This is a genomic window from Nocardiopsis sp. NPDC050513, from assembly GCF_044457925.1.
In the GTDB taxonomy this organism is placed as follows: Bacteria; Actinomycetota; Actinomycetes; order Streptosporangiales; family Streptosporangiaceae; genus Nocardiopsis.
Map to the genome: position 1 here is coordinate 461,962 of NZ_JBITHK010000002.1, position 21,133 is coordinate 483,094.

The window sequence follows — 21,133 nt, forward strand, 5'->3', positions numbered from 1 at the left end:
GGAAACGGATCAGTCGCCCCCGCCGCCTCCCCCGCCGTCGCCGCCACCGCCGCCACTGTCACCACCGCCGAAGCCGCCCCAACCGCCGCCACCGCCGTCACCCCCGGATCCGAACCCGCCGCCACCACCGGAACCGGTCTCGAATCCGCCTCCCCATCCGTCGCCGGAGGAGGAGCCGCCCGCCGAGCTCGACGACCCCTGGCACAGTTCCGCGAACGAGCACAGAACGTGGAGGTCGTAGGTCTGCGAGGACGCGTCCGCGCTCACGGTCGGGACAGCGTCGCCGGAGGAGGACCGGTCGGCCGCGGGGCGCTTCAGGCTGGTCCGCGCGCGGCCCGGGGACGAGGTCGCCGCGCGCAGGGAACGGAATCCGGTGACGGCGGTGTGCCGCAGCGCACGGTCGCGGCTCATCGCGCCCGAGGCCGTGTAGCGCCGCCGCGCCTCCGCCGCCACCGCGGTCCCGGCCGGTGTGGTGGTCGACGGGTTCGCCCCTCCGGTCGCGGCGACCACGACTCGGACGGCGAGCGCGCCGCCGACGGCGCCCATGCAGCCGACGGCCGTCAACCAGGCCACACCCAGCGTGGCCGCGGAGCCGAGGACCAGGAGGACGACGGCGAGGGTGAAGGCGCCGCCGATGACCACGTTGGCGGAGCGCGCTCTCCGTCTCCTGTGCGCGAGGAGCTCGCGGATCTCGGGCGAGTCCACGATGAGGCCGCGTCGCACGAGGCCGTCGCGGAGACCGTCGACGGCGCGACCGGTGACCACGCGACGGACCATCTCGCGCGCGCCGACCCCCACACGGTCCCGGAAGGCCCTGAGGATGGCGCGCCGGAGCGGATCCTTCTCACTGAGGTAGCTCTGTCGGGGACCGACGAGCGTGAAGAATCCGCCCGCCGACTGCTGCCGCACGCGCCCGCTGAGGAAGGCGTCCGTGACCGCGACCTCCGCCGCGCGGACGGCTCCCCCCAGGAGGTAGCCGAGTTCGGCGGGTGTGAGTTCGTCCGGGTCGGGCGGCGTTCCGGGGCCCGGACCGCGCCTGATCGCCGATCTGATCGCGGCACGGCTGCGCAGGACGGCCACGAGGGGGGATCCCCCGACGACCGCACCCGCGACGACGGCCGCCGCCGCCATCAGGAAGAGTTCGACACCGTCAACCACGTCACTGCCTTCCTCACCCGGAACGGGCCCACCGCGGGGGGCGGGAGCCAGCCAGGACATCCAACACCATGAACGTGGTCGTGCCCACGGGTGGGGTGGTTGCTCACCCCCGGCCATGGCGTTCGGCGAGACCGCGTGCGATCATGGTCACCCGCTGAGCACTCATCGTCACCCCGAACGGCAGGAACGTGATCGAGTCCCGACACGCGCACCGGCGCGCCACCAGGCGTCACCCGGCCTGTGGACGGTGTGTGCCCGTGGCTGGCCGGGGGAATCATGAAGCTACGTGGCCACATCCGGCCAGGGGACGCGCCCGCTCCCGGTCATGTGCCGGATAGTGGGACCGGGTGAGTGAGCATCCCCCACGCTCGAACCCCCGGTGGCCCCGCGCGAGCCGTCGTTCCCCGACCAGCAAGAGACCACGCCGACGTGGTGCAGAAGACCCTCTCCCCCTAGGAGCCACCTCCATGAGCAGTCTGACGAAGCTCTGGGTAGTCCTCAGTACCCGAGCCTCCCCATCCCCCCGGAGGGACGACCGGGGAGGCGGAATGGTCGAGTACGCCGCCATCATCATCCTCGTCGCGGCGATCGCGTTCGCGGTGTACCAGTTGGGACTCGCGGAGAGCATCAGCGGTGGGATTCGAGGGGCGATCGACGGGGTTCTCCGGGGTCCCTCCGAGGTGGTCAGCCCTCAAGTTCCCGCAGCGGAATGAGGTAGCTGAAGGATTCAGGGAATCGCACTCTCAGAAAACCAGAGAATTGCAAGAAAGAGACACCCCTCCAGCAGGGACGAAAACGCGGAGACGCGAACTCGCCGCGTCCATGGCAGTCGTCGCTCTTCTTCTCACCGCTGGCTGCGTGGTCAGCCCGGAGTCATCCAACTCCCCAGATGAAGACCTCCCGAGGCAATCCGGCAACACTGACGGCAACTCCACGGATTCCCAAATCGAGAGCGAGGTCGAGATCCTCGCCAGCAGCTCGACTTCCTCCACCGCAATCGGCGCCGACTACCAGATCGACATCCACGCTCTCGAAAGAGTTGGCAACAGCCTAATTCGTCTCAAAATCGGGGTCACCAACAACTCGACCTCCAGCTATTTTCTCCAGGATGGGTTAAGCGACTTCAACAACCCCTACACAGCGAACAGAATCACTCTCCTCGATCCAACAAACCAGACGAGGCATCTGAGCATAAACCAGGCCGATGGCTCATGTTTCTGCTCTTCTCTCGAGGAGAACATCCCTGCCGGCGGCACCGCGGACATGTGGGTGATCTTCCCTGAACCACCACCCAACGTCGAGCTGATGACCGTTACAACTCCCCTCACGCCACCAATACTCGATGTCCCCGTGACTGAGTCCACTGAATCGGTGGAGAACTCCGACCTCGCAGATCCGGAGATCATCCCTCTGACCACGATCTCCGACAACATTGAGGACAGCACAGCCCGCACTGAGAGCAACGAGGAGGTCAGCATCATCCTGGCCTCTGATGTCCTCTTCGAGAGCGGGAGCGCCGACCTGAACTCCGATGCCCTCGAGATCCTCGAACAGGTCGCGATCGAGATCGATGACGCGAGCTCCGCAGCTGTCAACATCGACGGATACGCAGACAACACCGGGAATGAATCCGTTAACGTCCCGCTGTCACAGGAACGCGCAGAGGCCGTTGAAGATCAGCTCGTAGACCTTGTCTCGAGAGACGGGGTTTCTTTCGAGGTTGCAGGTCATGGTTCCGCTGAACCCATCGCAGACAATGACACCGATGAAGGACGCGAAAGAAACCGTCGGGTTACGGTCACCTTCGCCAAGTAAAGGAGGTCGCAACAAGCATGAGCCATCGCCGACTTTGGACCTTCTCACTGGCAATCATCGTTGCCCTCTCGACGTCAACTGGCATCAGTGCCGCGCATCCGACGCCACGGACCGGAGATCTCGAGTCCCTCGGAACCTCCCAGAGCAGTGCACCAGTTTCATCCAGCTTGGCAGCCGAAGTCCACCAGGTGGAGCGCGATGAAACCGGATCATTTCTCTCCGTAACCTGGAGCATCGAGAACATCGGCAATGGGCAAGAAGGAATTGCGTGGCTCCGAGACGGAGCATACTTGTATGATGGTCAGGGTTTTTCCGGTGTCAGCACACTAGACCCCGCGGAGGGGACGAGATATCACCCCGTCATGGACGGCACCGGATCCTGCCTCTGCTCGGGGGAGAGAAACAACGAATTCATCGCGGCGCTGAACCCTGGCGAACAGGTCGCCTACTGGTCGCTCTTCTCGGTTCCCGCCGACCTCGAGACAGTGACGGTGGAGATCCCGAACTTCGATCCGATCGAGGACGTCCCCATCTCCTGACCCCCTTCCCCACGGCTCCCACCCCACGACTGGAGACGGCGTTGCCCACCCCCCACGGCCCCGCGCTCGGGGACACCCGGCGGCCCACCCCCACCAGACCGCCCAGGCGCTCCGGTGACCGCAACGGCCCACCGCGTGTGCGGAGCCGTCTGCGTGCCCTCCTCCGTGCGGCGCGCCCGCCGCACGGACCCGGCGGCGATCGGGGAGCCGCGTTCGTGGAGGTCGCGGCGGTCACCCTCCTGGTCGCGGCGATCATCCTCGCCGTCTACCAGCTGGAGCTGAGCCGGACCTTCAACGAGTCCGTCCGGCAGATGGTGTGTCTCGTCGAGGGTCCCGGCTGCGGTGGCGCGACCTGGGTGGAGGACCAACGCCCGGAGGAACCGAGCCAGTACGAGTGGACCGGCGACTCCTCCAACTCCGTCGACAACCAGGCGATCGGCCTGAGCCAGGCCGAGGGCCGGGGGTGGACCGGCCAGGAGTGGGACTGCCTGGACAACCTGTGGTCCAACGTCTCCGGTTGGGACCACACGTTCGTCCACCCCGACACCGGCGCCGTCGGCGTCCCCGGGTTCCTCGCCGGTCAGCACGGCGCGATGCCGCCGGAGTTCGCCGAGAGCGCGTCCGCGCAGATCGCGTGGGGCATCGACCACATCGACCAGGCCCACGGGACCCCCTGCAACGCGTGGAGCTACTGGCAGGGCACCGGCTCGTACTGACACCGGCCGCGCGTCCCACCTCGTGCCCCTCGTGTCACGCGCCTCCGCCGCCATGGTGAGAGTGGCGTGAAAGGGCCGCAAAGGGCCCACAGTGCCCGGCAAACCTTTCGGCACGACTGCCGAAAACACTTATTTCGCCACAAATACCCCCATAACCTGAACTTTCACCCGCCCGTCGACCGCGGTCGGGTCCTGTTCACGCTGTCCATGGAAGCGGCCGACACCGCCACGGCGGAGAACGGTGGGGACACGGAGACCTCGGGGGAAGCGGTGAAGATCGCCTATCTGATCAACGACATGTACGGCATCGGCGGCACCGTCCGCACGGTCGCCAACCAGGCGGCGGCGCTGTCCGTGCGGCACGAGGTCGAGATCGTCTCGGTGTTCCGGCACCGCGCCGAACCCGTGCTCCCGGTCCCGGCCCAGGTGCGCCTGCGGCCCCTCGTCGACGTGCGCCAGCACTCCGGCGCCACGGGAGTCGGCGGGCGTCCGCTGTACGAGGGATCGGAGAGGGCCGGGCTGCCGCCGTTGCTGTTCCCCCCGGAGGACGCCCGCGGAGCCACGCACAGCCGTCTCACCGACGACCGGCTCGAGGAGTTCCTCGCCACCACCGACGCCGACGTCGTGGTGGGCACCCGCCCCGGACTCAACGTCGCGATCGCCCGTGCGGCCCCCTCGCACGTCGTCAAGGTCGGCCAGGAGCACCTGACCTACGAACAGCACTCGCTTCCGCTGCGCCGGGTCATGGAGCTCGCGTACCCGAGCCTGGACGCGTTCGTGACCGTCACCGAGGCCGACGCGCGCACCTACCTCGCCCACATGCCGCTTCCCGGAGTGGAGATCCTGTCCATCCCCAACGCCGTGCCCGCCCCGCACTTCACCGCCGACGGCCACGACTCGCGCACGATCGTCGCCGCGGGCCGGCTGGCCCCCAGCAAGCGCCACGACCTGCTGGTGCAGGCCTTCTCCATGGTGTGCGACGATTTTCCCGGCTGGACGCTGCGCATCTACGGGCGCGGCGGTCTGCGCGACACCCTGGTCCGGCTCGTGGGTTCGTTGGGCCTGCAGGACCGGGTGTGGCTGATGGGACCGCACCCGAGGGTCGAGGAGGCGTGGGCCCAGGGGGCTTTCGCCGCGGCGACCTCCAGCGAGGAGCCGTTCGGGATGACGATCGTCGAGGCGATGCGGTCCGGGCTTCCGGTCGTGAGCACCGACTGCCCGCACGGTCCGGCGGCCATCATCCGCCACGGCGAGGACGGGATCCTGGTGCCGAACAAGTCCGTCCAGGGCATCGCGCAGGGCCTGGCGGAGCTCATGGCCGACGACGGGCTGCGCGACCGGATGTCGCGCGCCGCGCTGGCCGACTCGGTCCGGTTCGATCCGGCCAACGTGGTGCGTGAGCACGAACGCCTGTTCGCCCACCTGTCCGGGGAGCGGCTGCCCGCCGCGTCCCTGGTGCCCGCGTCCCGCCCCGAGCCCCCCGCCGCGTGCCGTGTGCGGGCGTCCTCGGCGGACGGGCGGGCGGTGCTGTCCTTCCACCACCCGCCGGAGCAGCTCGTGTTGGAGCGGCCCGGCGAACGCGTGACGCTGGCCCCCGACGAGGACGGGAACGTCGTGGTGGACGCCGACGCGGACCGCCTGGCGGCGTCCACCTGGGACGTACTCCGCGTGGACGGCGGGAAGGAGGCGCCGATCCTCGAGCTGGAGATCCGCCAGGACGGGTACCCGGTGTCCGCCGGTGACGTCGAACGCCCGTGCCTGGTGCTCCCCGACCGGTCGTCGAGGGGACGGCTCGTCCTCCATGTGCGGCGGGCGGCGCGGCACGCCGAGGTCGAGCACGTGGAGGTCGCCGACGGGCTGATCACCGTGCAGGGAAGGGTCGTCGGACGCAGGGGGGCGGACGCCCGGGCCCGGCTCGCGGTGCGCAACCGGGCGGCGCCCAGGATCCTGCGCGAGTTCTCGGCCCCGGTGGCGGCCGACGGGCACTTCACCGGTGTCATCGACCCGGAGACGGTGGTACGCGGGAGGCACGGCGAGTCGGAGAAGTGGGAGCTGCGCCTGGTCCTGTCGGACGGGTCCGAGCACACGGTGGGGCGCCACCTGACGGGTGTGGCGGGCTACCGGAGGATCATCGGGTACCCCGCGCACCACGTGGCGGCCCGTCGCGGCTACGGCTCCCGGGTACGGCCCTACTACACGGTCAACGACCGCCTGGGGCTGCGCACGTCGCCCGCGGCGCCGACCCTGGGCGTGGACGAGGTCCGGGTGCGGCCGGCGGGACGCCGCCGGGACCGGTTGCGGTTCGACGTCCGCCTGGACACGTCGCCTCCCGAGGGCATGGAGTACGCGGTGGAGGTCGTGCGCGGCACCGACGCGGGCCAGCGGTTCCCTCTGTACGAGACGGCCTCCTCGTCCGGGGCCAGGCTCGTCGGGAGCCTGCCGCTGTTGGACCGTGCCGAGTACGGCGCGGCGTCGGTGTACCGGGCCGTCTGGCAGCTCAGGCTGCTGATGGGTCCGCCAGGAGCGCTGGGACGCGTGGGGGCGCGGTCGGTTCCGCAGCGGACCGCGCGCCGCTGGTACCGCGGACCGTTCGTCCGCTCGGCGACCGTAGGGCCCCAAGGCGGCGGAGACCTCACCGTCACCGTGGCCGACGTGCACGTCATGGAGGCGGTCAACCGCCGTCTGCGCTGAGCGGCCGCCCGTCCGCCCCCCGGGCCGCCGCTCGGCGCGGGGGCGGACGGGCGTGCGCGCACCCCCCGTGCCCGTACGGGACGGTTCACGGCTGTCCACAGACCCTACCGATCACGGACAGGGGTGGATAAGCTACGCGGGAGGACCGCCCACCCCCGGGGCGCCTCCGCAACCGAACCGCCCCGGTCTCACCGCGCCCGCGGTGCGGGACCCCTCCCCCACGGAAACCAGTCATGCGACTGCGACGGACCTCCCCCAGCGCGGCGCCCCCCGTGCGACGCTCCCGCCACCTCCAGGGCCGTGATGACCGCGGTCAGGCCAACATCCTGCTCATCTTCGGCCTCACACTGGCCCTGCTCGCCCTGACCGTGCTGTTCGTGCGGGTCGGCGCCGCCAACGACTCGCGCTCCCAGACCCAGACCGCCGCGGACGCGGCGGCGCTCGCGGCCGCCAGCGCGCTCCAGGACGCCGCGGCCGAGGACCTCCTGGCGGGTGAGTACCCGATGCCGTGGTTCGACGAGGAGATCGCCGAGGCTCGCGCCGACGAGTACGCGCGTGCCAACGGGGCCGTGCTCACCGACATCCGGGCCAGCGACAACTCCATGGGGCGCAGCGGCAACATCATCCGGGTGGAGGTGCGCGGCGCCCTGTGCCAACGGGAGTTGGAGGAGGACGGCTCCAGGGCGTGGAACGACGTGGTGTGCGACGGCTCGGAGGAGGAGGCCGAGACGACCGCGGGCAACGCCGCCGCCGTCGCGATCGTCGAGCCGCCCTACGAGTGCTCCCGGGACGGCGGTGGGGTCTCGTGCGGAGGGAACTCCCCGGGGGACATCGACGAGGCCCGGGCCCTGATCGACGTCCACCTCGTCGACCAGGAGGGCCAGTTCAGGTTCGACCCCACCATCGCCTACTCCGGAGGAGCCATCGTGGACTGCCCCTCGCTGGGCCAACTGCATCCGACCATGTGCGCCGTGCACGAGACGCTCCAGGAGGAGTTCGGCGGCTTCTACCTGACGGCGGGGGGCAGGCGCAACGAGCCCGGCAGCGACCACGGCCAGGGAATGGCGGTCGACTACATGATGGCCGGGCTCGGCTCGACGCCCACACCCGAGATGCACGCCTCGGCGGTCACGGTGATCGACTGGGTCATCCAGAACGCTCGGGCCCTCGGGGTCAAGGGACTCATCTACGACCACCACATCTGGAACGCCTCGCGGGACCCGGTGGGACCGTGGGAGCAGGTCAGGCGGTTCCACCAGGACACGGGGAACAACACCCAGGACCACGTCGACCACATCCACCTGGCCGCGGGTCCGGGGCGCATGCTCTGAGGCCCGTTCGTCCACAGGTTCGAATGGGGTCTTGTCCGCCACGGACACACCCCGGAACCTGGAGGTATGACACGACGTGATGAGCCCCTCCCCGACCGTTCCCTCCTCCTGCGCACCCTCCGCTGTGTCCTGGGGCTGATCTCCGCGGACGCGGTGACCTGCGATGTCACGGCCGCCTACGTGTGGGGGGTCGACCTCCTTCCGAGCGGGGCCAGGGTCACCGGGTCCCGCCTGCACGTGGCCGTGCCCCAGGGCGTCGCGGAGGTCGGACGCCAGGCCGTCATCCCCCACCGGGAACTGGTCCCGGTCGGGGACCGCGGCCTGGTGGACGGCGTCAGGATCACCACGCCGGTCCGCACCGCCTGCGACGTCGCGGCCCGCGCACCCTCGCTGTTCGTGGCCACGGCGCGGCTGGACGCCTTCCTCACGCGTGGTCTGGTCGGCCGCGCCGAGCTGCGCGAGGCCGTGCGCCGCCCCAGACCCCGGGTACATCGCGACCGCCTCCTATCGGCGTTCCGACTGTGTTCCGAGCGCAGCCAATCCCCCGCGGAGACCTTCCTCCGGGTGCTCCTGGGCCTGGCCCGGTTGCCCGCCGCGACGCCGCAGTGCCCGGTCCCGACCGTCGAGGGGACGTTCCGCGCCGACCTGGGCTGGCCCGAGTACCGGGTGGCCCTGGAGTACGACAGCGCCGAGCACCACTCCGACCGGACCGCCCTGCTCCAGGACGAGTGGCGGTACGCGGTGATGCGCGACCAGGGCTGGCGGGTGCTCTCGGTCCGCGCCCACGACCTGCGCCGGTGCCCGGACGGCCTGCTCTGCCGGATCGCGGGTGAACTCGCCGCGCGCGGTTGGCGCTGCACGGAGGAGCAGAGACGTCACGTCCAACGGACCATCCGCCGGTACGGGCGCAGGTCCCCGCCCCTGTTCGAGGGAGGGTGATTCCGTGCGGCGCGCACGGCCCGGCGACAGTCCGGCCCGTGCGTCCGGTGCAGGCCTCCGGCCGCGGACACCCGGCACGGCCGGGCACCGAGCGTTCCCGTCCGGTGGTCGAGGGTGCGTCCCGCACCCGTGCTCCGCCGACCACGGCTCAGGACGGCTGGCCGAAATCCCGGACCGAAACGCGGCCACAATCGGCCAGAACCCCGACACCGAGAGCGATCGACCACCGGGGGTGACGGCCGGACCCGTGCCGACCCGGAGGCGGACCAGGGGCTCGGACGTGCACGGAAACGCCACGGGAGCGTGTCCGGACCCGTATCTTCGGAGTTCTCGGTCGCCTACCCAGAGCTCGCCCCGGTCACGGAACGTCGCGTTTCGCGGCAGCGGGAGGTCTCCCCATCCGTGCCACCATCGAACAGAACAACGGGTCACCACATCGAACACCACGTACACACGACCCCGGCGTCAGGCGACGACGGTCCGCAGCAACCCCCCGCGGCCGCACCGGCCGTTCACCGAACCGCAGAAACGAGGCCGAGCCCGTGTCGATGTCGATACCGGACACCTCACCCGTCGAGGACGTTCCAGAGCAGGAACCGCCCCCGGCCGGGGCGCGCCCGAACTGGTGGGTGTCCCTGGCCGTGGTCCTGGTGTGCCTCGCGGTGGTGGCGACCGGTTGGGTGGTCACCAAGCTCGCCGTGGGCGACGGGGCGCGTCCCCGCGACCTCGCCGACGGCTCGGGACCCGTGACCGTCGCGTCGGCGCCGTCCGTCGAGGGCGTGGACCCCGAGGAGGCCGCTGCCTTCGTCGGTGTGTCCGCGGACCTCGTGGAGAGCGCGTCCACGTTCCGGATCACCTTCTCCGTGTACGAGATCGAGGACGCGGGGCGGCCGGGCGACGGGGATGCCGCGGAGGAGGACGAGGCGGGGAGCCCCGCGTCCGGCTCGGATCCCGGCGCCGACGTGGCCGAGTCCCCCCTGGGCGAGGGGCACGTGGCCTACGACACCGGGAAGAACCCGAAGTTCGAGCACGTCTTCCGCACCCCGGACGGCGCGCGGGTCGACCGCTACCAGATGAGCGCCGGCCAGCTGGTGATGACCGCGGACGTCGGGGTGCCCGGTCTGGTCGTCCTGGATCCGGCCGACGAGGCCGACCGCTACCTGTGTTCCAGCGAGTTCGCCACCGCTCACCTGCGCGCGGTGCTGTCCACCTCCACCGACCTCGCGTTCGTCGGGCGCGAGCGGGTGGTGCTGAACGGCGCGGAGGAGACGGTCACCCACGACTCCTATCTGTACACCGGCACCTTCACCTCCCTGCGGGGCGGCTATGACACCGCGACGGGCGACAACACGCTCACCTCGGTGGCGGGTACGGAGTTCAGCCTGTGGATCGACGAGCTGGGGTACCCGCGAAGACTCGTCCTGCGGTCAGGGGACGGGATCGGTGAGACCCACGAGTTCCACTCGTTCGGCTGACAGTCCGCACCGGTACGGCCCTCGGGCCCCGAGCGTTCGACGGACACCCCGCACGGCCTGCGTCACCGCGGCGGGCCGGGACCCCGGCGACGCACGCGTTCGCCCCCGTCAGCCGACGCCCGCGCCTTCGACCACCAGATCGGGGACGGTGACGGTGTCGTCCGGCTCGTACGCGTAGGGCGGATCCGGCACCTCACCGCGCAGTTCGGGCTGTTCGGAGTCCACGAGCAGGTTGTCCCTGGTGACCAGGTTGCCGGGCTCCTCTCCCCCGCTCGACGCCGACAGGGTCGTGCCCTCGAAGTAGTTGCCCTCCACCAGGACGTTGGCGTCGAGGAGCGAGGTCACCCCCTGCCCACCGTCACGGAAGTAGTTGTTGAACACGTGCACGTGTTCGGCGTTGCGGGCGCGCGGGTTCCGGGCGGAGGTTCCGTCGAAGAAGTTGTGGTGCAGCGTGACGCGGAGCGCCCCCCGTTCGTCGTCCTCGCTCCCGATGTCCACGGCCGCCTCCGCGTCGCGGAAGTGGTTCCAGGACAGCGTGACGTGGTCGGCCCCTCCGGTGAGCGACACCAGCGCGTCTCCGCCGCCGTCCGTGAAGGTGGAGTTGTCCACCCACACGTGCCGGGCCCCGCCCGAAACGGTGACGGCGGTCCCGTCGACGGCCATCTCCAGGTTGGACAGGACGACGTTGGCGGACCCGTCGACGACCAGTCGCCCGCCGGTGAGCTCGGCGCCTCCGTCGACGCCGACGAGTGTCTTGTCCGAACCGACCCGCATCGGTCCGTCCAGGTCGATCTCCCCGGTCACCTCGATCGTCAGGGGTTCCTCGACCGTGAGGAGATCGGCGAGTTCGTCCGCGTCGGAGGCGGTGACCGTCTCTCCGTCGGCGCCCCCGGTGACGCCCGGCAGCCCGTCGCCGCCCGCGGCCAGGGGCTGGGCGGCCCAGCCCACGGCGGTGCGGACCGGTTCCGCCTCCGCGGTCTCCCGCGGTGAGCTGGACTCGTCCGCCTCGCCGGTCCCGGGCGCTCCGGACGCGGACTCGCCGGCGTCCGCGTCCGCGCCGACGGGGGGTTCGGAGGCGTCCTGGGCGGGCTCCTCGTCGCTCGCGCAGGAGGTGAGCACAGCGCACATCAGCGCCGCCGCACACGCGGCGGCCAAGGGGTGAAGTCTCATCGAGGGCTTTCCAACGAACGGAACCGGGGGGTGTCTCGGACGTGAAGAGACTGTCACAGCCAGCCCGGGAGTCCCAACCCGAGGGCCCCTTGGGCTTGGAAGCACGAGGTCGGCACCGGGCACCGCCCGGCGGGCCGGTGCCGTTCGGAGCACACCCCCGCCCCACACGGGCCCGCACCACCGCCTGGTGTCTGCCGGGTCCGACTCCGCGCGCCCGCGACACCCCACCCGCGCCAGAAGCCGCACACCGCCGCCGGGCGCCCGGTCGGCTCTCACACGACGGCGGGCGCCGACCCCCTCGCGGGGGCCGGCGCCCGGGTGTTCACCGTGTCTCGTCGGTCACGTGCCTACTCGGCGGCCCAGCCGATGTCCTCGTACACGTAGCCGGAGGCCAGACCGAACTCGCCCCAGTTGTGCAGGGTCTCGTCCAGGACGTACAGCCCGGGACGCTCGAACATGGGGATGGTCAGGACCTCCTCCCAGATGGCGGCGTCGAGCTCGTTGGCGATCTCGGCGTAGCGGTCCGGGTCGGTCGCGGCCTGGAGCTCGCCGAACATCTCGTTGATCTCCGGGGTGGAGTGGAAGCTGAGGTTGTTGCCCCAGTCCGCGTCCTCGCCCTCACCGCTCACCGGGCCGCCGTAGTTGCCCGAGGCGTCACCGGCGTAGGGGTTGGAGCCGACGAGCACGAAGGTGGCCAGCTCGTAGTTGCCGGGAACGATGTACTCGGGGAACAGGGCGTTGCCCGGCACCTGCTGGACGTCGACCTCGACGCCGATCTCGGCGAGCATCTCGCGGCCGATGTCGGCCTCGTTCTGCGCCAGGGTGAAGTCGTCGGAGGCGACCCAGGTCAGCGTCAGCGTGTCGCCGTCCTCGTTGGTGCGGTACTCCGCGCCCTCCTCCAGGGTCCACCCGGCCTCGTCCAGCAGCTCGCGGGCGCGGTCGGGGTCGTAGCCGCCGAGCTCACCGCTGTTGTCCTCGAAGCCGTACTGGGTCGACCGGAGCAGTCGGTTGACCTGGCCGGTGATCGGCCACTCGATCGGGCCGAGCGCGGCCTCGGCGAGCGTGTTGGTGTTGATGCCCAGAGCCAGTGCCTGGCGGACGCGCACGTCCTCCAGCTCCGGGCTGCCCGCGTTGACCGAGACGAAGCGGTGGCCGTGGTTGACGGCGCGGGTGAAGTAGGCGCCGTTGCCCTCGCGGTCGCGCAGCAGTTCGTAGCCCGCGGCGTCGTAGCCCAGGTAGAAGCCGTCGATCTCACCGTTGTCGAAGGCGGTCGGCGCGGCGTCGATCGCCATGGAGTCGAAGATGATCCGGTCCAGCTTGGCGGGCTCGCCCCACCAGTCCTCGTTCCGGTTCACGGTGATGCGCTCGGTGGTGGCGTCGAACTCCACGTCGCCGAACGGGCCCGCGGTGACCGGGTAGTCGTTGAAGTAGCCCTCCTCGAAGAGCTCCTCGTCCTCCATGTACTCCGCCGGGTACAGCGGGGAGAACAGGGACGGCCACTCCGCGTAGGGCTCGGAGAAGACCAGGGTGAACGAGTACTCGTCGTCACCCTCCACGAACTCCTCAACCAGCTCGTACCCCGTGGTGGAACCGAGCTCGAACTCACCCTCGCGCTCGCCCGACCAGGTGAGGTACTGGGCCTCGTAGTCGGCCGAGGTGATCGGCTCGCCGTCGGACCACACCGCGTCCGGGTTCAGCTCGTAGGTGACCTCGAGGCCGTCCTCGCTGACCTGGGCGTCCTGGACGAACTCGGCGATCGGCTCGGGCAGACCCTCGGCGTCCCATCGGAACGCGTTCGGCAGAACGGCGGCGGAGATCCGGCGCACGTCGGCCAGGTTGCCCTGGGTGTGCGCCATGTTGTGCTGCTCGTAGTACCCGCTGATGGCCCAGACGAAGTCGCCGCCGTCCTCCAGGTCCTCTCTGGGGGCGGGGTTGAGGTCCTGGGCGGGCAGTGCCGCCAGCTCCTCCTGGGCCTGCTCGGTGTCGTTCTCGTCGTCGCCGCCTCCGCTGCACGCGCTGGCGACCATCACCAGGGCGGCGACGGGGGCGAGATAACGCGCCTTCCCGATTCGCATGGGGATCTTCCTCTCAGGGGTGATAGGGCCAGCGCGCGGGGCGGCGCTGGCCGTGCCGTGTCGGACCGTCGTCAGACGACCTGCCGCCCCTCGGCGAAGTGGCAGGCAGCACCCTGGTCGCCACCGTTGGTGGGCAGGATCTGCGGCTCGACCGTCATGCACTGCTCCCGTTCGTTCGCGGAGAGAGCGATGAACTTCTGGCACCTGGTCCGGAACCTGCAACCCGAAGGAGGGTTGGCGGGGCTGGGCAGGTCTCCGTCCAAGACGATGTGCGTGCGTGCCCGTTCCTTCTCCGGGTCGGGGATGGGGATGGCGGACAGCAGCGCCTGGGTGTAGGGGTGCGAGGGCCGGGTGTAGATCGAGTGCGTGTCGCCGATCTCCACGATCCGGCCCAGGTACATGACGGCGACCCGGTCGGCGATGTGCCGCACCACGGACAGGTCGTGCGCCACGAACAGGTAGGCCAGACCGAGCCGGGCCTGGAGCTCCTCCAGGAGATTCACCACGCCCGCCTGGATGGACACGTCCAGGGCGGAGACCGGCTCGTCCAGGACCAGGAGCTTGGGCTCCAGGGCCAGGGCGCGGGCGATGCCGATGCGCTGGCGCTGGCCGCCGGAGAACTCGGCGGGGAAGCGCGTGGCGTGCTCGGTGTTGAGTCCGACCAGGTCGATGAGTTCGAACACCCGCCGGGTGACCTCGGAGGGCGACCTGCCGTGCGTGCGCAGCGGCTCGGCGATGATGTCGAACACCGGCATGCGCGGGTCGAGCGAGCTCATCGGGTCCTGGAACACGATCTGCATGTCCCGCCGCAGGGCGAACCGGGTGGACCGGCTCAGTCCGGCCGTGTTCCGGCCCATGACCTCGATCGTGCCGCCCTGGGGGCGCTCCAGCCCCATGATCTCCATGAGGGTGGAGGACTTGCCGCAGCCCGACTCGCCGACCAGGGCGAGGGTCTCGCCCTCGCGGATGTCGAAGTCGATCCCGTCGACGGCGTAGACCGTGCCCACACGGCGCCGGAACACGGTGCCCTTGGTGAGCGGGTGGTGCTTGGTCAGACCTTCGACGCGCAGCATCTCGGCCCGGTCGTCGCGGCGCACGGAGGAGACCGGGGTGTCGGGGATCTCCGGCACCGGGTAGATGTCCCGGGCCGTCCACGCGTTCTCGGCGATCTCGCCCGAACGCACGCACGCCGACCGCTGTACCCCGGTGTCGTGGACGCCCTCCGCGGCGGGGGCCGGCGTTCCGGCGTGGACGGCTCGGATGACCTCCGCGGAGGGCTGGTCGCCGATCGGCAGCAGGTCGGGCTCGGCGAGCTCGCACTCGGGCTGGGCGATCGGGCACCGGGGCGCGAAGGGGCAGCCCGGCGGCAGGTCCGACAGGGACGGCGGGGTCCCCTTGATCGGGACGAGCGCGCCCTGACGGTCGAGGTCCATCCGCGGCACGGCGCCCAGGAGGCCCATGGTGTACGGCATCCGGCTGCCGTAGTAGATCTCGTCGACCGTGCCCATCTCCACCGGGCGGCCCGCGTACATGACCAGGACGCGGTCGACGAACCCGGCGACGACGCCCAGGTCGTGCGTGATCATCACGATGGCCGCGCCGGTCTCCCGCTGGGCCGTGCGCAGCAGTTCCAGGATCTGCGCCTGGATGGTGACGTCCAGGGCGGTCGTGGGCTCGTCGCAGATGATCACGTCGGGGTCGTTGGCCATCGCCATGGCGATCATGACGCGCTGGCGCATGCCTCCGGAGAACTCGTGCGGGAACGAGCGGTACCGCTGCTCGGGGTTGGGGATGCCGACGAGTTCGAGGAGTTCGACCGCCCGTGCCCTCGCCTTGTCCTTGGACGTCCTGGGGTCGTGGACCAGCACGGCCTCGGCGAGCTGGTCGCCGACCGTGTACACGGGCGTGAGGCCGGACAGCGGGTCCTGGAAGACCATGGAGATGACCCGGCCGCGCTTGCGCGCCATGAGCCGGTCGTCCAGGCCCAGGATCTCCTCGCCGTGCAGGCGGACCGACCCGGTGATCCTCGCGTGGTCGGGCAGCAGCCCCATCGCGGCCATGGAGGACACGGACTTGCCGGAGCCGGACTCGCCGACGATGCCCAGCACCTCGCCGCGGCGGATCGCGTAGCTGACGCCGCGGACGGCGTACACGTCGGGGTTGTTGTTCAGGCCCGGGAAGGTGACGGTGAGGTCGGTGACCTCCAGGACGGGGGCGTCGTCGCCGCGCCCGGCGCTCGTGGCGTCGGTGGTCGTCACGGTGTCGGTGCTCATGTGCTCTCGTCTCCCCCTAGGACCGGCGCGACTTGGACGACGGGTCGAGGGCGTCGCGCAGCCCGTCCCCGATCATGTTCACGGCCAGCACCATCACGACCAGCAGCAGCGCGGGGAACGCGAACATCCACCAGGCGGTGGTGGCGAACCGCGAACCGGCGGCGATCACGACGCCGAGGCTGACGTCGGGCGCCTGGACGCCCAGGCCGAAGTAGCTGAGCGCGGTCTCCCCGATGATCGCGGCGCTGACCATGATCGTGGCGTCCGCGATGAGCAGGGAGGACATGTTCGGCAGGATGTGGCGCAGGATGATCCGGTGCGGGGGGACGCCCATGAATCGGGCCGCGTGGATGTACTCGCGTTCGCGCAGCGAGATGGTCATGCCCCGGACCATCTTGGAGGTGACCATCCAGCTGAACACCGCCAGGAGGATGACCAGGACGAACCAGCCGCCGTTGCCCGCGAAGTGGGTGGACAGGATGGCGAGGATGACGAAGTTGGGCAGGACCAGGGCCAGGTCCGCGACCCACATCAGGCCCTTGTCGACGAGACCGCCGAAGTAGCCCGCGAAGGAGCCGACCAGGGCGGCGAACCCGGTCGTGAGCACGGCGACGAGCAGACCGATCAGCAGGGACTTGCGCAGACCGGCCGTGGTCCGGGTGAAGATGTCCTGGCCCGTCTCGTTGGTCCCCATCCAGTGCTCGGGGGACGGCGCGCTGAGCATGTCGGTGAAGTCGCGCTCGCCGACCTCCCATCCGCTGAGCAGCGGGCCGACGAAGGCGAACAGCGCGAGGAGCGCGAGCAGGACGAGGCCGACGATGACGCGCCGGGTCCCGAGGAGCTGGCGGCCCAGGTCCTTGAGCCGGTTGGGGGCCGGGGGCACGGTCGGCGCCTCCAGGGGCTCCTTGCTGACGTGGGTCGTGCTCATGGCGTGGTCTCCAGCAGGGATGCCGCGTGGGTGCGGGGTGGTACGTGGCTGATGGGCGTGTGCGGGGTCGGTGGCACGGTCACACCCGCACCCTCGGGTCGAGCCAGGCGTAGAGGATGTCCGAGAGGAAGGACGCCGCCATGATCGTGATCGCCATGAACCAGGAGACGGCCGCCACGACGTGGACGTCCTGGCTGAAGATGGAGTCGATCAGCCAGGCGCCCATGCCGTGCCAGCCGTAGATCTTCTCGGTGAAGGTCGCACCGGACACCAGGGCGCCGAAGGTGAACGTGAAGTAGGTGATGGTGGGGATCAGCGCGGTGCGCAGGGCGTGCTTGAACAGGGCCGCTCTGCGGGTGAGCCCCTTGGCCATCGCCGTGCGGACGAAGTCGGAGCCGAGCACGTCCAGCATCATGTTCCGCTGGTACCGGGCGAAGGCGGCGAACAGCGCGACCGCCAGCACGAACGTGGGCAGGATCGCGTGGTGGATCCGGTTGAGCAGCAGCTCCCACCCGTTGCCCTGGAAGCCCGCCGAATACTCGCCGGAGTAGCGCAGCAGCTGGAACCCGAGGAGGTCGTTGACGCCGTTGGCCCCGACCTGCACGGCGAGCGCGATCACGACGGTGGGCACCGACAGCACGAAGAACGCGGCCGCCGTCGACGCCTTGTCGAACCTGCGGTACTGGCGGACGGCGGCGTAGGCGCCCACGGCGATGCCGACGGCGCTGCCGAGGATGGTGGCGACGGTGATCAGGCGCAGGGTGACCCCGGCCTTCATCCACATCTCCTCGGTGACGTCACCGCCCTGGATGGTCTGGCCGAAGTCTCCGACGACGACACCGCTCATCCAGGTGACGTAGCGCTGGGCGATGGGCGTCTGGTCGTTGAGGTTGAGCGCGTCGAGCTGGGCGTTGACCGCCTCCGGGGAGGGCGGTGGCTGCATCTGCTCGAAGTAGCCGCGCGGATACAGGTTGGTGGCCGCCAGGAGGTAGGCGAAACTCGTCGCGAGAAAGATCAACACGACGTAGTTCAGCAGCCGCCTGGCCAGGAACTTGCCCAAAACTATCTCCGAACCTCACACCGAGCCCGGCGCTCGTCACCAGTTCCGCCGTTGACCACCGGGGTGTCCGCGGCACCGGGGGCGCGCCGCTCGGGTGGGTCCCACCGTCAAGCGTTCGCGATCCCGGGACCACGGGCGAGGTAACACCCAGTGACCGGCGAAACACGCTTCTTTCCGATTCACGGTCCGTGACCGGAATGTCAAGAGTCTGCGGGATCGCTAGACACTCGGAGGTCACCACTCCATCAAGAAAAGACAACGGTGCCCCCTTGGGTGGCAACCACGAACCGAATTGTCAAGGCTTGTACCCACAGTAGGAGACACACGGCGCAACGCCACCATGCACCACACTGACCTGCGAAAACTTCCTCCTACCCCAGGGGGCGGACGGCGCCGACCCCCCGTATCGGCCAAACTTCACAAAACAGTGCAATGACGAAAAAAGCGCGAAAAATCTCCGAAACATGCACGTCACAGGCACCGCCCGGCACGCACCACAGGCACTGCGGGCACCCCAGGGAGCGTCACTAATCGCGCTTATACCGCAACCGAATCCCGTGACTGAGAGTAGCCATAGTTAACGACTACTAACGAGCGAGAGCGACTTCTCCTTCATGTTCGGGGCCCCACCCGAGCGGCCGGCCGAGGGCCGCACCGCCACCGCCCGCACGCCCGGCGTCAGGGGAGCCGACGAACCCGACCGCGCCACGCCCCACCAGGCGCCCAGGGCACGGGCGGCGTCCCCGGCCACCGCCAGGGCGGTCCAGCCCACCGGGTCCACCAGGGCCACCCCGCGGCCCCGGTGCCAGGCCCCCAGGTGCGGCAGCGTCAGCACCGCGCCCGCGGCCGCCGCGATCCACCGCGCGCGCCCGGACGGGCCCGCGGCCCGGAGGGTCCGGAGACCCGCGTCGGACGAGGAGGACGGGGACACCGTCCGGCTCACCGGTGTCGGCCCCGTCCCGGGCCCCGGCCCGCGGAACGCGACCGCGCCCGCCCCGACCGCCACCGCCGCCAGCACCGGCCACCACGTCCCCCGCACCCACCGCCCGCCCACCCTGGCCGTGTGCGCCAGGTCGCGCGCGGCCAGCCGCAGCGCCTCGGGCAGCGTTCCCGGCGACACCCGGGACAGCCTCCAGGCCGTGTCCGCCGCCCCCAGCGCGACCGCGCCCGCGGCCAGCGCCGGATGTCCGGCCGCGACCAGCGCGAGCCCGACCGCGCTCGGCCACGGAAGGTCCGGTCCGGCCGCGCGCGTGTGCCGGCTCCGCGCGAGCGGACCGGCCGCCGCGCCGCGCGCGAAGCACGCGCGCAGGTACCCGCCCAGGTCCGTGACCGGGGGGTTCCACACCCGCGACCTGGGTTCGTAGCGCACCGACCACCCGTCCTCCGCCAGCCGCCAGAGCGCGTCGGTCTCGGCTCCCGCGCCCGGACCGGGGTCGAGGCGCCCGACGGCCGCCCGGCGCAGGACCAGGGTGTTCACCGGGTTGAGGGGGTCGGCCCCGGTGTGCTCGTTGGCCGTGCCCGGCAGCCCCGGTCCACCCGTTCCGCGGCCCCACGGCAGGACCGGGGCCGGGTCGGCCCCGCGGTCGGCCCCGGCCCGGTCGGCGGCGACGGCGGCGATCGTCATCTCCCCGTACGAGGGGGCGTTCGGGCGCGCGGTCAGCACGCGGGGCAGGACGGCCGCCACACCAGGGTCGGCGAAGTGGCCCAGCGCCGTCTCCAGCCAACCGGGCCCGGGGCGCGCACCCGCCACCAGCAACGCCAGGAGCGGCGCGGAGCACGCGTCGAGCGCGGCGGCCCGGGCCTCCGCTCCCCCGGGAGGGCCCGGGACGACCCGGGCGCCACGGGCGCGCGCGACCCACGCGCACGCACCGGTCGCGCCGACCACGACGGGGCGCAGCGCGGGGTGGTCGGCGGCGAGGTCGTCCAGGGTCCGGGCCAGGCCCGCGGATCCGGCCTGGCCGACGACGGCCACCTCCACCGTGCCCGGCTCGACGGGGACGGCGTCGCGCTCGGGTCGCGGATGGGCGAGTCCGGAGTCGACCAGGCGCCGCGCGAGCAGACGTTCGGCGCGGCCGGCGGGCGAGGCCCCGCTCGACCAGCGGATCAGCGCGCTGGCCTGGTCGGTCGTGAGGCGGACGGCGCGCGGGGGACATCCGCCCACCAGGACCGTGCCCTCGTCGAAGAGGCGGACGGCGCGATCGATCTCGACACCCAGGCCGGGAGGCAGCGGGGACGGCCGGGGATTCCGCGCCGCGGGCGTCCGCCGGGGGCGACCCGCCTCCGCGCGGAGCCGCACCTGGGCGCTGGAGGGTGACGCGGAGGGGTGGGGCTCGAGCCGGAGGCCCTCGTTCGAGGGCGGTGGGGGGCGACGGAAGGCCATGCGACATACCCTGTCGCTTCGGACATACAGGGCGCAAGACCGCGCGAAGCGCCAGAATTCAGACGAGCTTCATCGAATCGTTACTCAACCCCGCGCGTCCCATCAGTCACGAAACGCTGTCGTCGCCCATCCGAGATCCTCGTCACGACCTGACCGGAACCCCCCTTTTTCCAGTTCAGAGCTGGATATCCTGTCCAGGCCAGGCCGACCGGGTTTCGGGGGAGGTACAGAGCGTATGCTGAGCGCGAATACGCCCTCCAGTGTCGTAGGGCACATCCCTCACCAGATATGACCATCCATCACGGGCCACCCCTCGGCCCCACCCTCTCCCAGCGGGGAGCCGCACGGCTCCTCCCACCGCACTCGCCGATCCCCGCACACCGCGCGCCCCGTGGCACCAGACCACTTCCCTCCCTGACCCAGGGGGCACCGATCCGTGTGTCCATTCCGCGCCGTGACCCGCCTCGTCGGGCATGGACGCCACGAGGGCCCGGCGCACCTTGCCCCGCCCGCCGCGCACACACGTCATCGGGAAGTGAAACCCACCATGTGTGACATCGCAGCCCAGGGTCCCCTGGTCATC

At 70.8% G+C, this 21,133-nt stretch carries 15 protein-coding genes; 8 read left to right on the forward strand and 7 right to left on the reverse strand.

Annotation, left to right across the window (positions count from 1 at the left end):
* Nucleotides 1-9 precede the first annotated feature (9 nt).
* The gene (locus ACIBFB_RS04635; RefSeq protein ID WP_397226175.1) at nt 10-1,158 is read right to left on the reverse strand and encodes a TIGR04222 domain-containing membrane protein; all 1,149 of its coding nucleotides are present in this window, start codon (nt 1,156-1,158) and stop codon (nt 10-12) included.
* Nucleotides 1,159-1,706: 548 nt separating this feature from the next.
* Here ACIBFB_RS04635 and ACIBFB_RS04640 point away from each other — a divergent pair.
* The 8 genes from ACIBFB_RS04640 (at nt 1,707) to ACIBFB_RS04675 (ending at nt 10,664) form a co-directional block, all read left to right on the forward strand.
* Nucleotides 1,707-1,871 (forward strand): hypothetical protein, encoded by a 165-nt coding sequence (locus tag ACIBFB_RS04640; RefSeq protein WP_397226177.1) that lies wholly within the window; start codon nt 1,707-1,709, stop codon nt 1,869-1,871.
* 109 nt (nt 1,872-1,980) lie between these two features.
* The gene (locus ACIBFB_RS04645) at nt 1,981-2,973 is read left to right on the forward strand and encodes an OmpA family protein (RefSeq protein WP_397226179.1); all 993 of its coding nucleotides are present in this window, start codon (nt 1,981-1,983) and stop codon (nt 2,971-2,973) included.
* A gap of 17 nt (nt 2,974-2,990) precedes the next feature.
* Nucleotides 2,991-3,512 (forward strand): hypothetical protein, encoded by a 522-nt coding sequence (locus tag ACIBFB_RS04650; protein WP_397226181.1) that lies wholly within the window; start codon nt 2,991-2,993, stop codon nt 3,510-3,512.
* 41 nt (nt 3,513-3,553) lie between these two features.
* Nucleotides 3,554-4,228, forward strand: a complete 675-nt coding sequence (locus ACIBFB_RS04655) for a hypothetical protein (protein ID WP_397226183.1) — start codon at nt 3,554-3,556, stop codon at nt 4,226-4,228.
* A 270-nt stretch (nt 4,229-4,498) separates the two neighbouring features.
* Nucleotides 4,499-6,919, forward strand: coding sequence for a glycosyltransferase (locus ACIBFB_RS04660; protein WP_397226437.1), 2,421 nt, complete (start codon nt 4,499-4,501; stop codon nt 6,917-6,919).
* A gap of 233 nt (nt 6,920-7,152) precedes the next feature.
* A complete protein-coding gene (locus ACIBFB_RS04665; protein ID WP_397226185.1) occupies nt 7,153-8,250 on the forward strand; it encodes a pilus assembly protein TadG-related protein in 1,098 nt (365 codons plus the stop codon).
* 66 nt (nt 8,251-8,316) lie between these two features.
* Complete coding sequence (locus tag ACIBFB_RS04670) at nt 8,317-9,189, forward strand: endonuclease domain-containing protein (protein WP_397226187.1); 873 nt, start codon at nt 8,317-8,319, stop codon at nt 9,187-9,189.
* A gap of 548 nt (nt 9,190-9,737) precedes the next feature.
* The gene (locus tag ACIBFB_RS04675) at nt 9,738-10,664 is read left to right on the forward strand and encodes a hypothetical protein (RefSeq protein ID WP_397226189.1); all 927 of its coding nucleotides are present in this window, start codon (nt 9,738-9,740) and stop codon (nt 10,662-10,664) included.
* A gap of 108 nt (nt 10,665-10,772) precedes the next feature.
* Here the strand turns inward: ACIBFB_RS04675 and ACIBFB_RS04680 are convergent, their stop codons facing one another.
* The 6 genes from ACIBFB_RS04680 to ACIBFB_RS04705 all read right to left on the reverse strand — a co-directional run bounded on the left by ACIBFB_RS04680 (nt 10,773) and on the right by ACIBFB_RS04705 (nt 20,550).
* Nucleotides 10,773-11,834, reverse strand: a complete 1,062-nt coding sequence (locus tag ACIBFB_RS04680) for a polysaccharide lyase family 1 protein (RefSeq protein ID WP_397226191.1) — start codon at nt 11,832-11,834, stop codon at nt 10,773-10,775.
* 347 nt (nt 11,835-12,181) lie between these two features.
* Nucleotides 12,182-13,909, reverse strand: a complete 1,728-nt coding sequence (locus ACIBFB_RS04685) for an ABC transporter family substrate-binding protein (RefSeq protein WP_397226193.1) — start codon at nt 13,907-13,909, stop codon at nt 12,182-12,184.
* A 71-nt stretch (nt 13,910-13,980) separates the two neighbouring features.
* Nucleotides 13,981-16,182 carry a dipeptide ABC transporter ATP-binding protein gene (locus ACIBFB_RS04690; protein ID WP_397226195.1) on the reverse strand — a complete coding sequence of 734 codons (2,202 nt, stop codon included), beginning with the start codon at nt 16,180-16,182 and terminating at the stop codon, nt 13,981-13,983.
* A gap of 16 nt (nt 16,183-16,198) precedes the next feature.
* Nucleotides 16,199-17,110, reverse strand: coding sequence for an ABC transporter permease (locus ACIBFB_RS04695; RefSeq protein WP_397226197.1), 912 nt, complete (start codon nt 17,108-17,110; stop codon nt 16,199-16,201).
* A 79-nt stretch (nt 17,111-17,189) separates the two neighbouring features.
* Nucleotides 17,190-18,170 (reverse strand): ABC transporter permease, encoded by a 981-nt coding sequence (locus ACIBFB_RS04700; RefSeq protein ID WP_397226199.1) that lies wholly within the window; start codon nt 18,168-18,170, stop codon nt 17,190-17,192.
* A gap of 577 nt (nt 18,171-18,747) precedes the next feature.
* Nucleotides 18,748-20,550, reverse strand: a complete 1,803-nt coding sequence (locus tag ACIBFB_RS04705; RefSeq protein ID WP_397226201.1) for a family 2 glycosyl transferase — start codon at nt 20,548-20,550, stop codon at nt 18,748-18,750.
* Nucleotides 20,551-21,133: the final 583 nt, after the last annotated feature.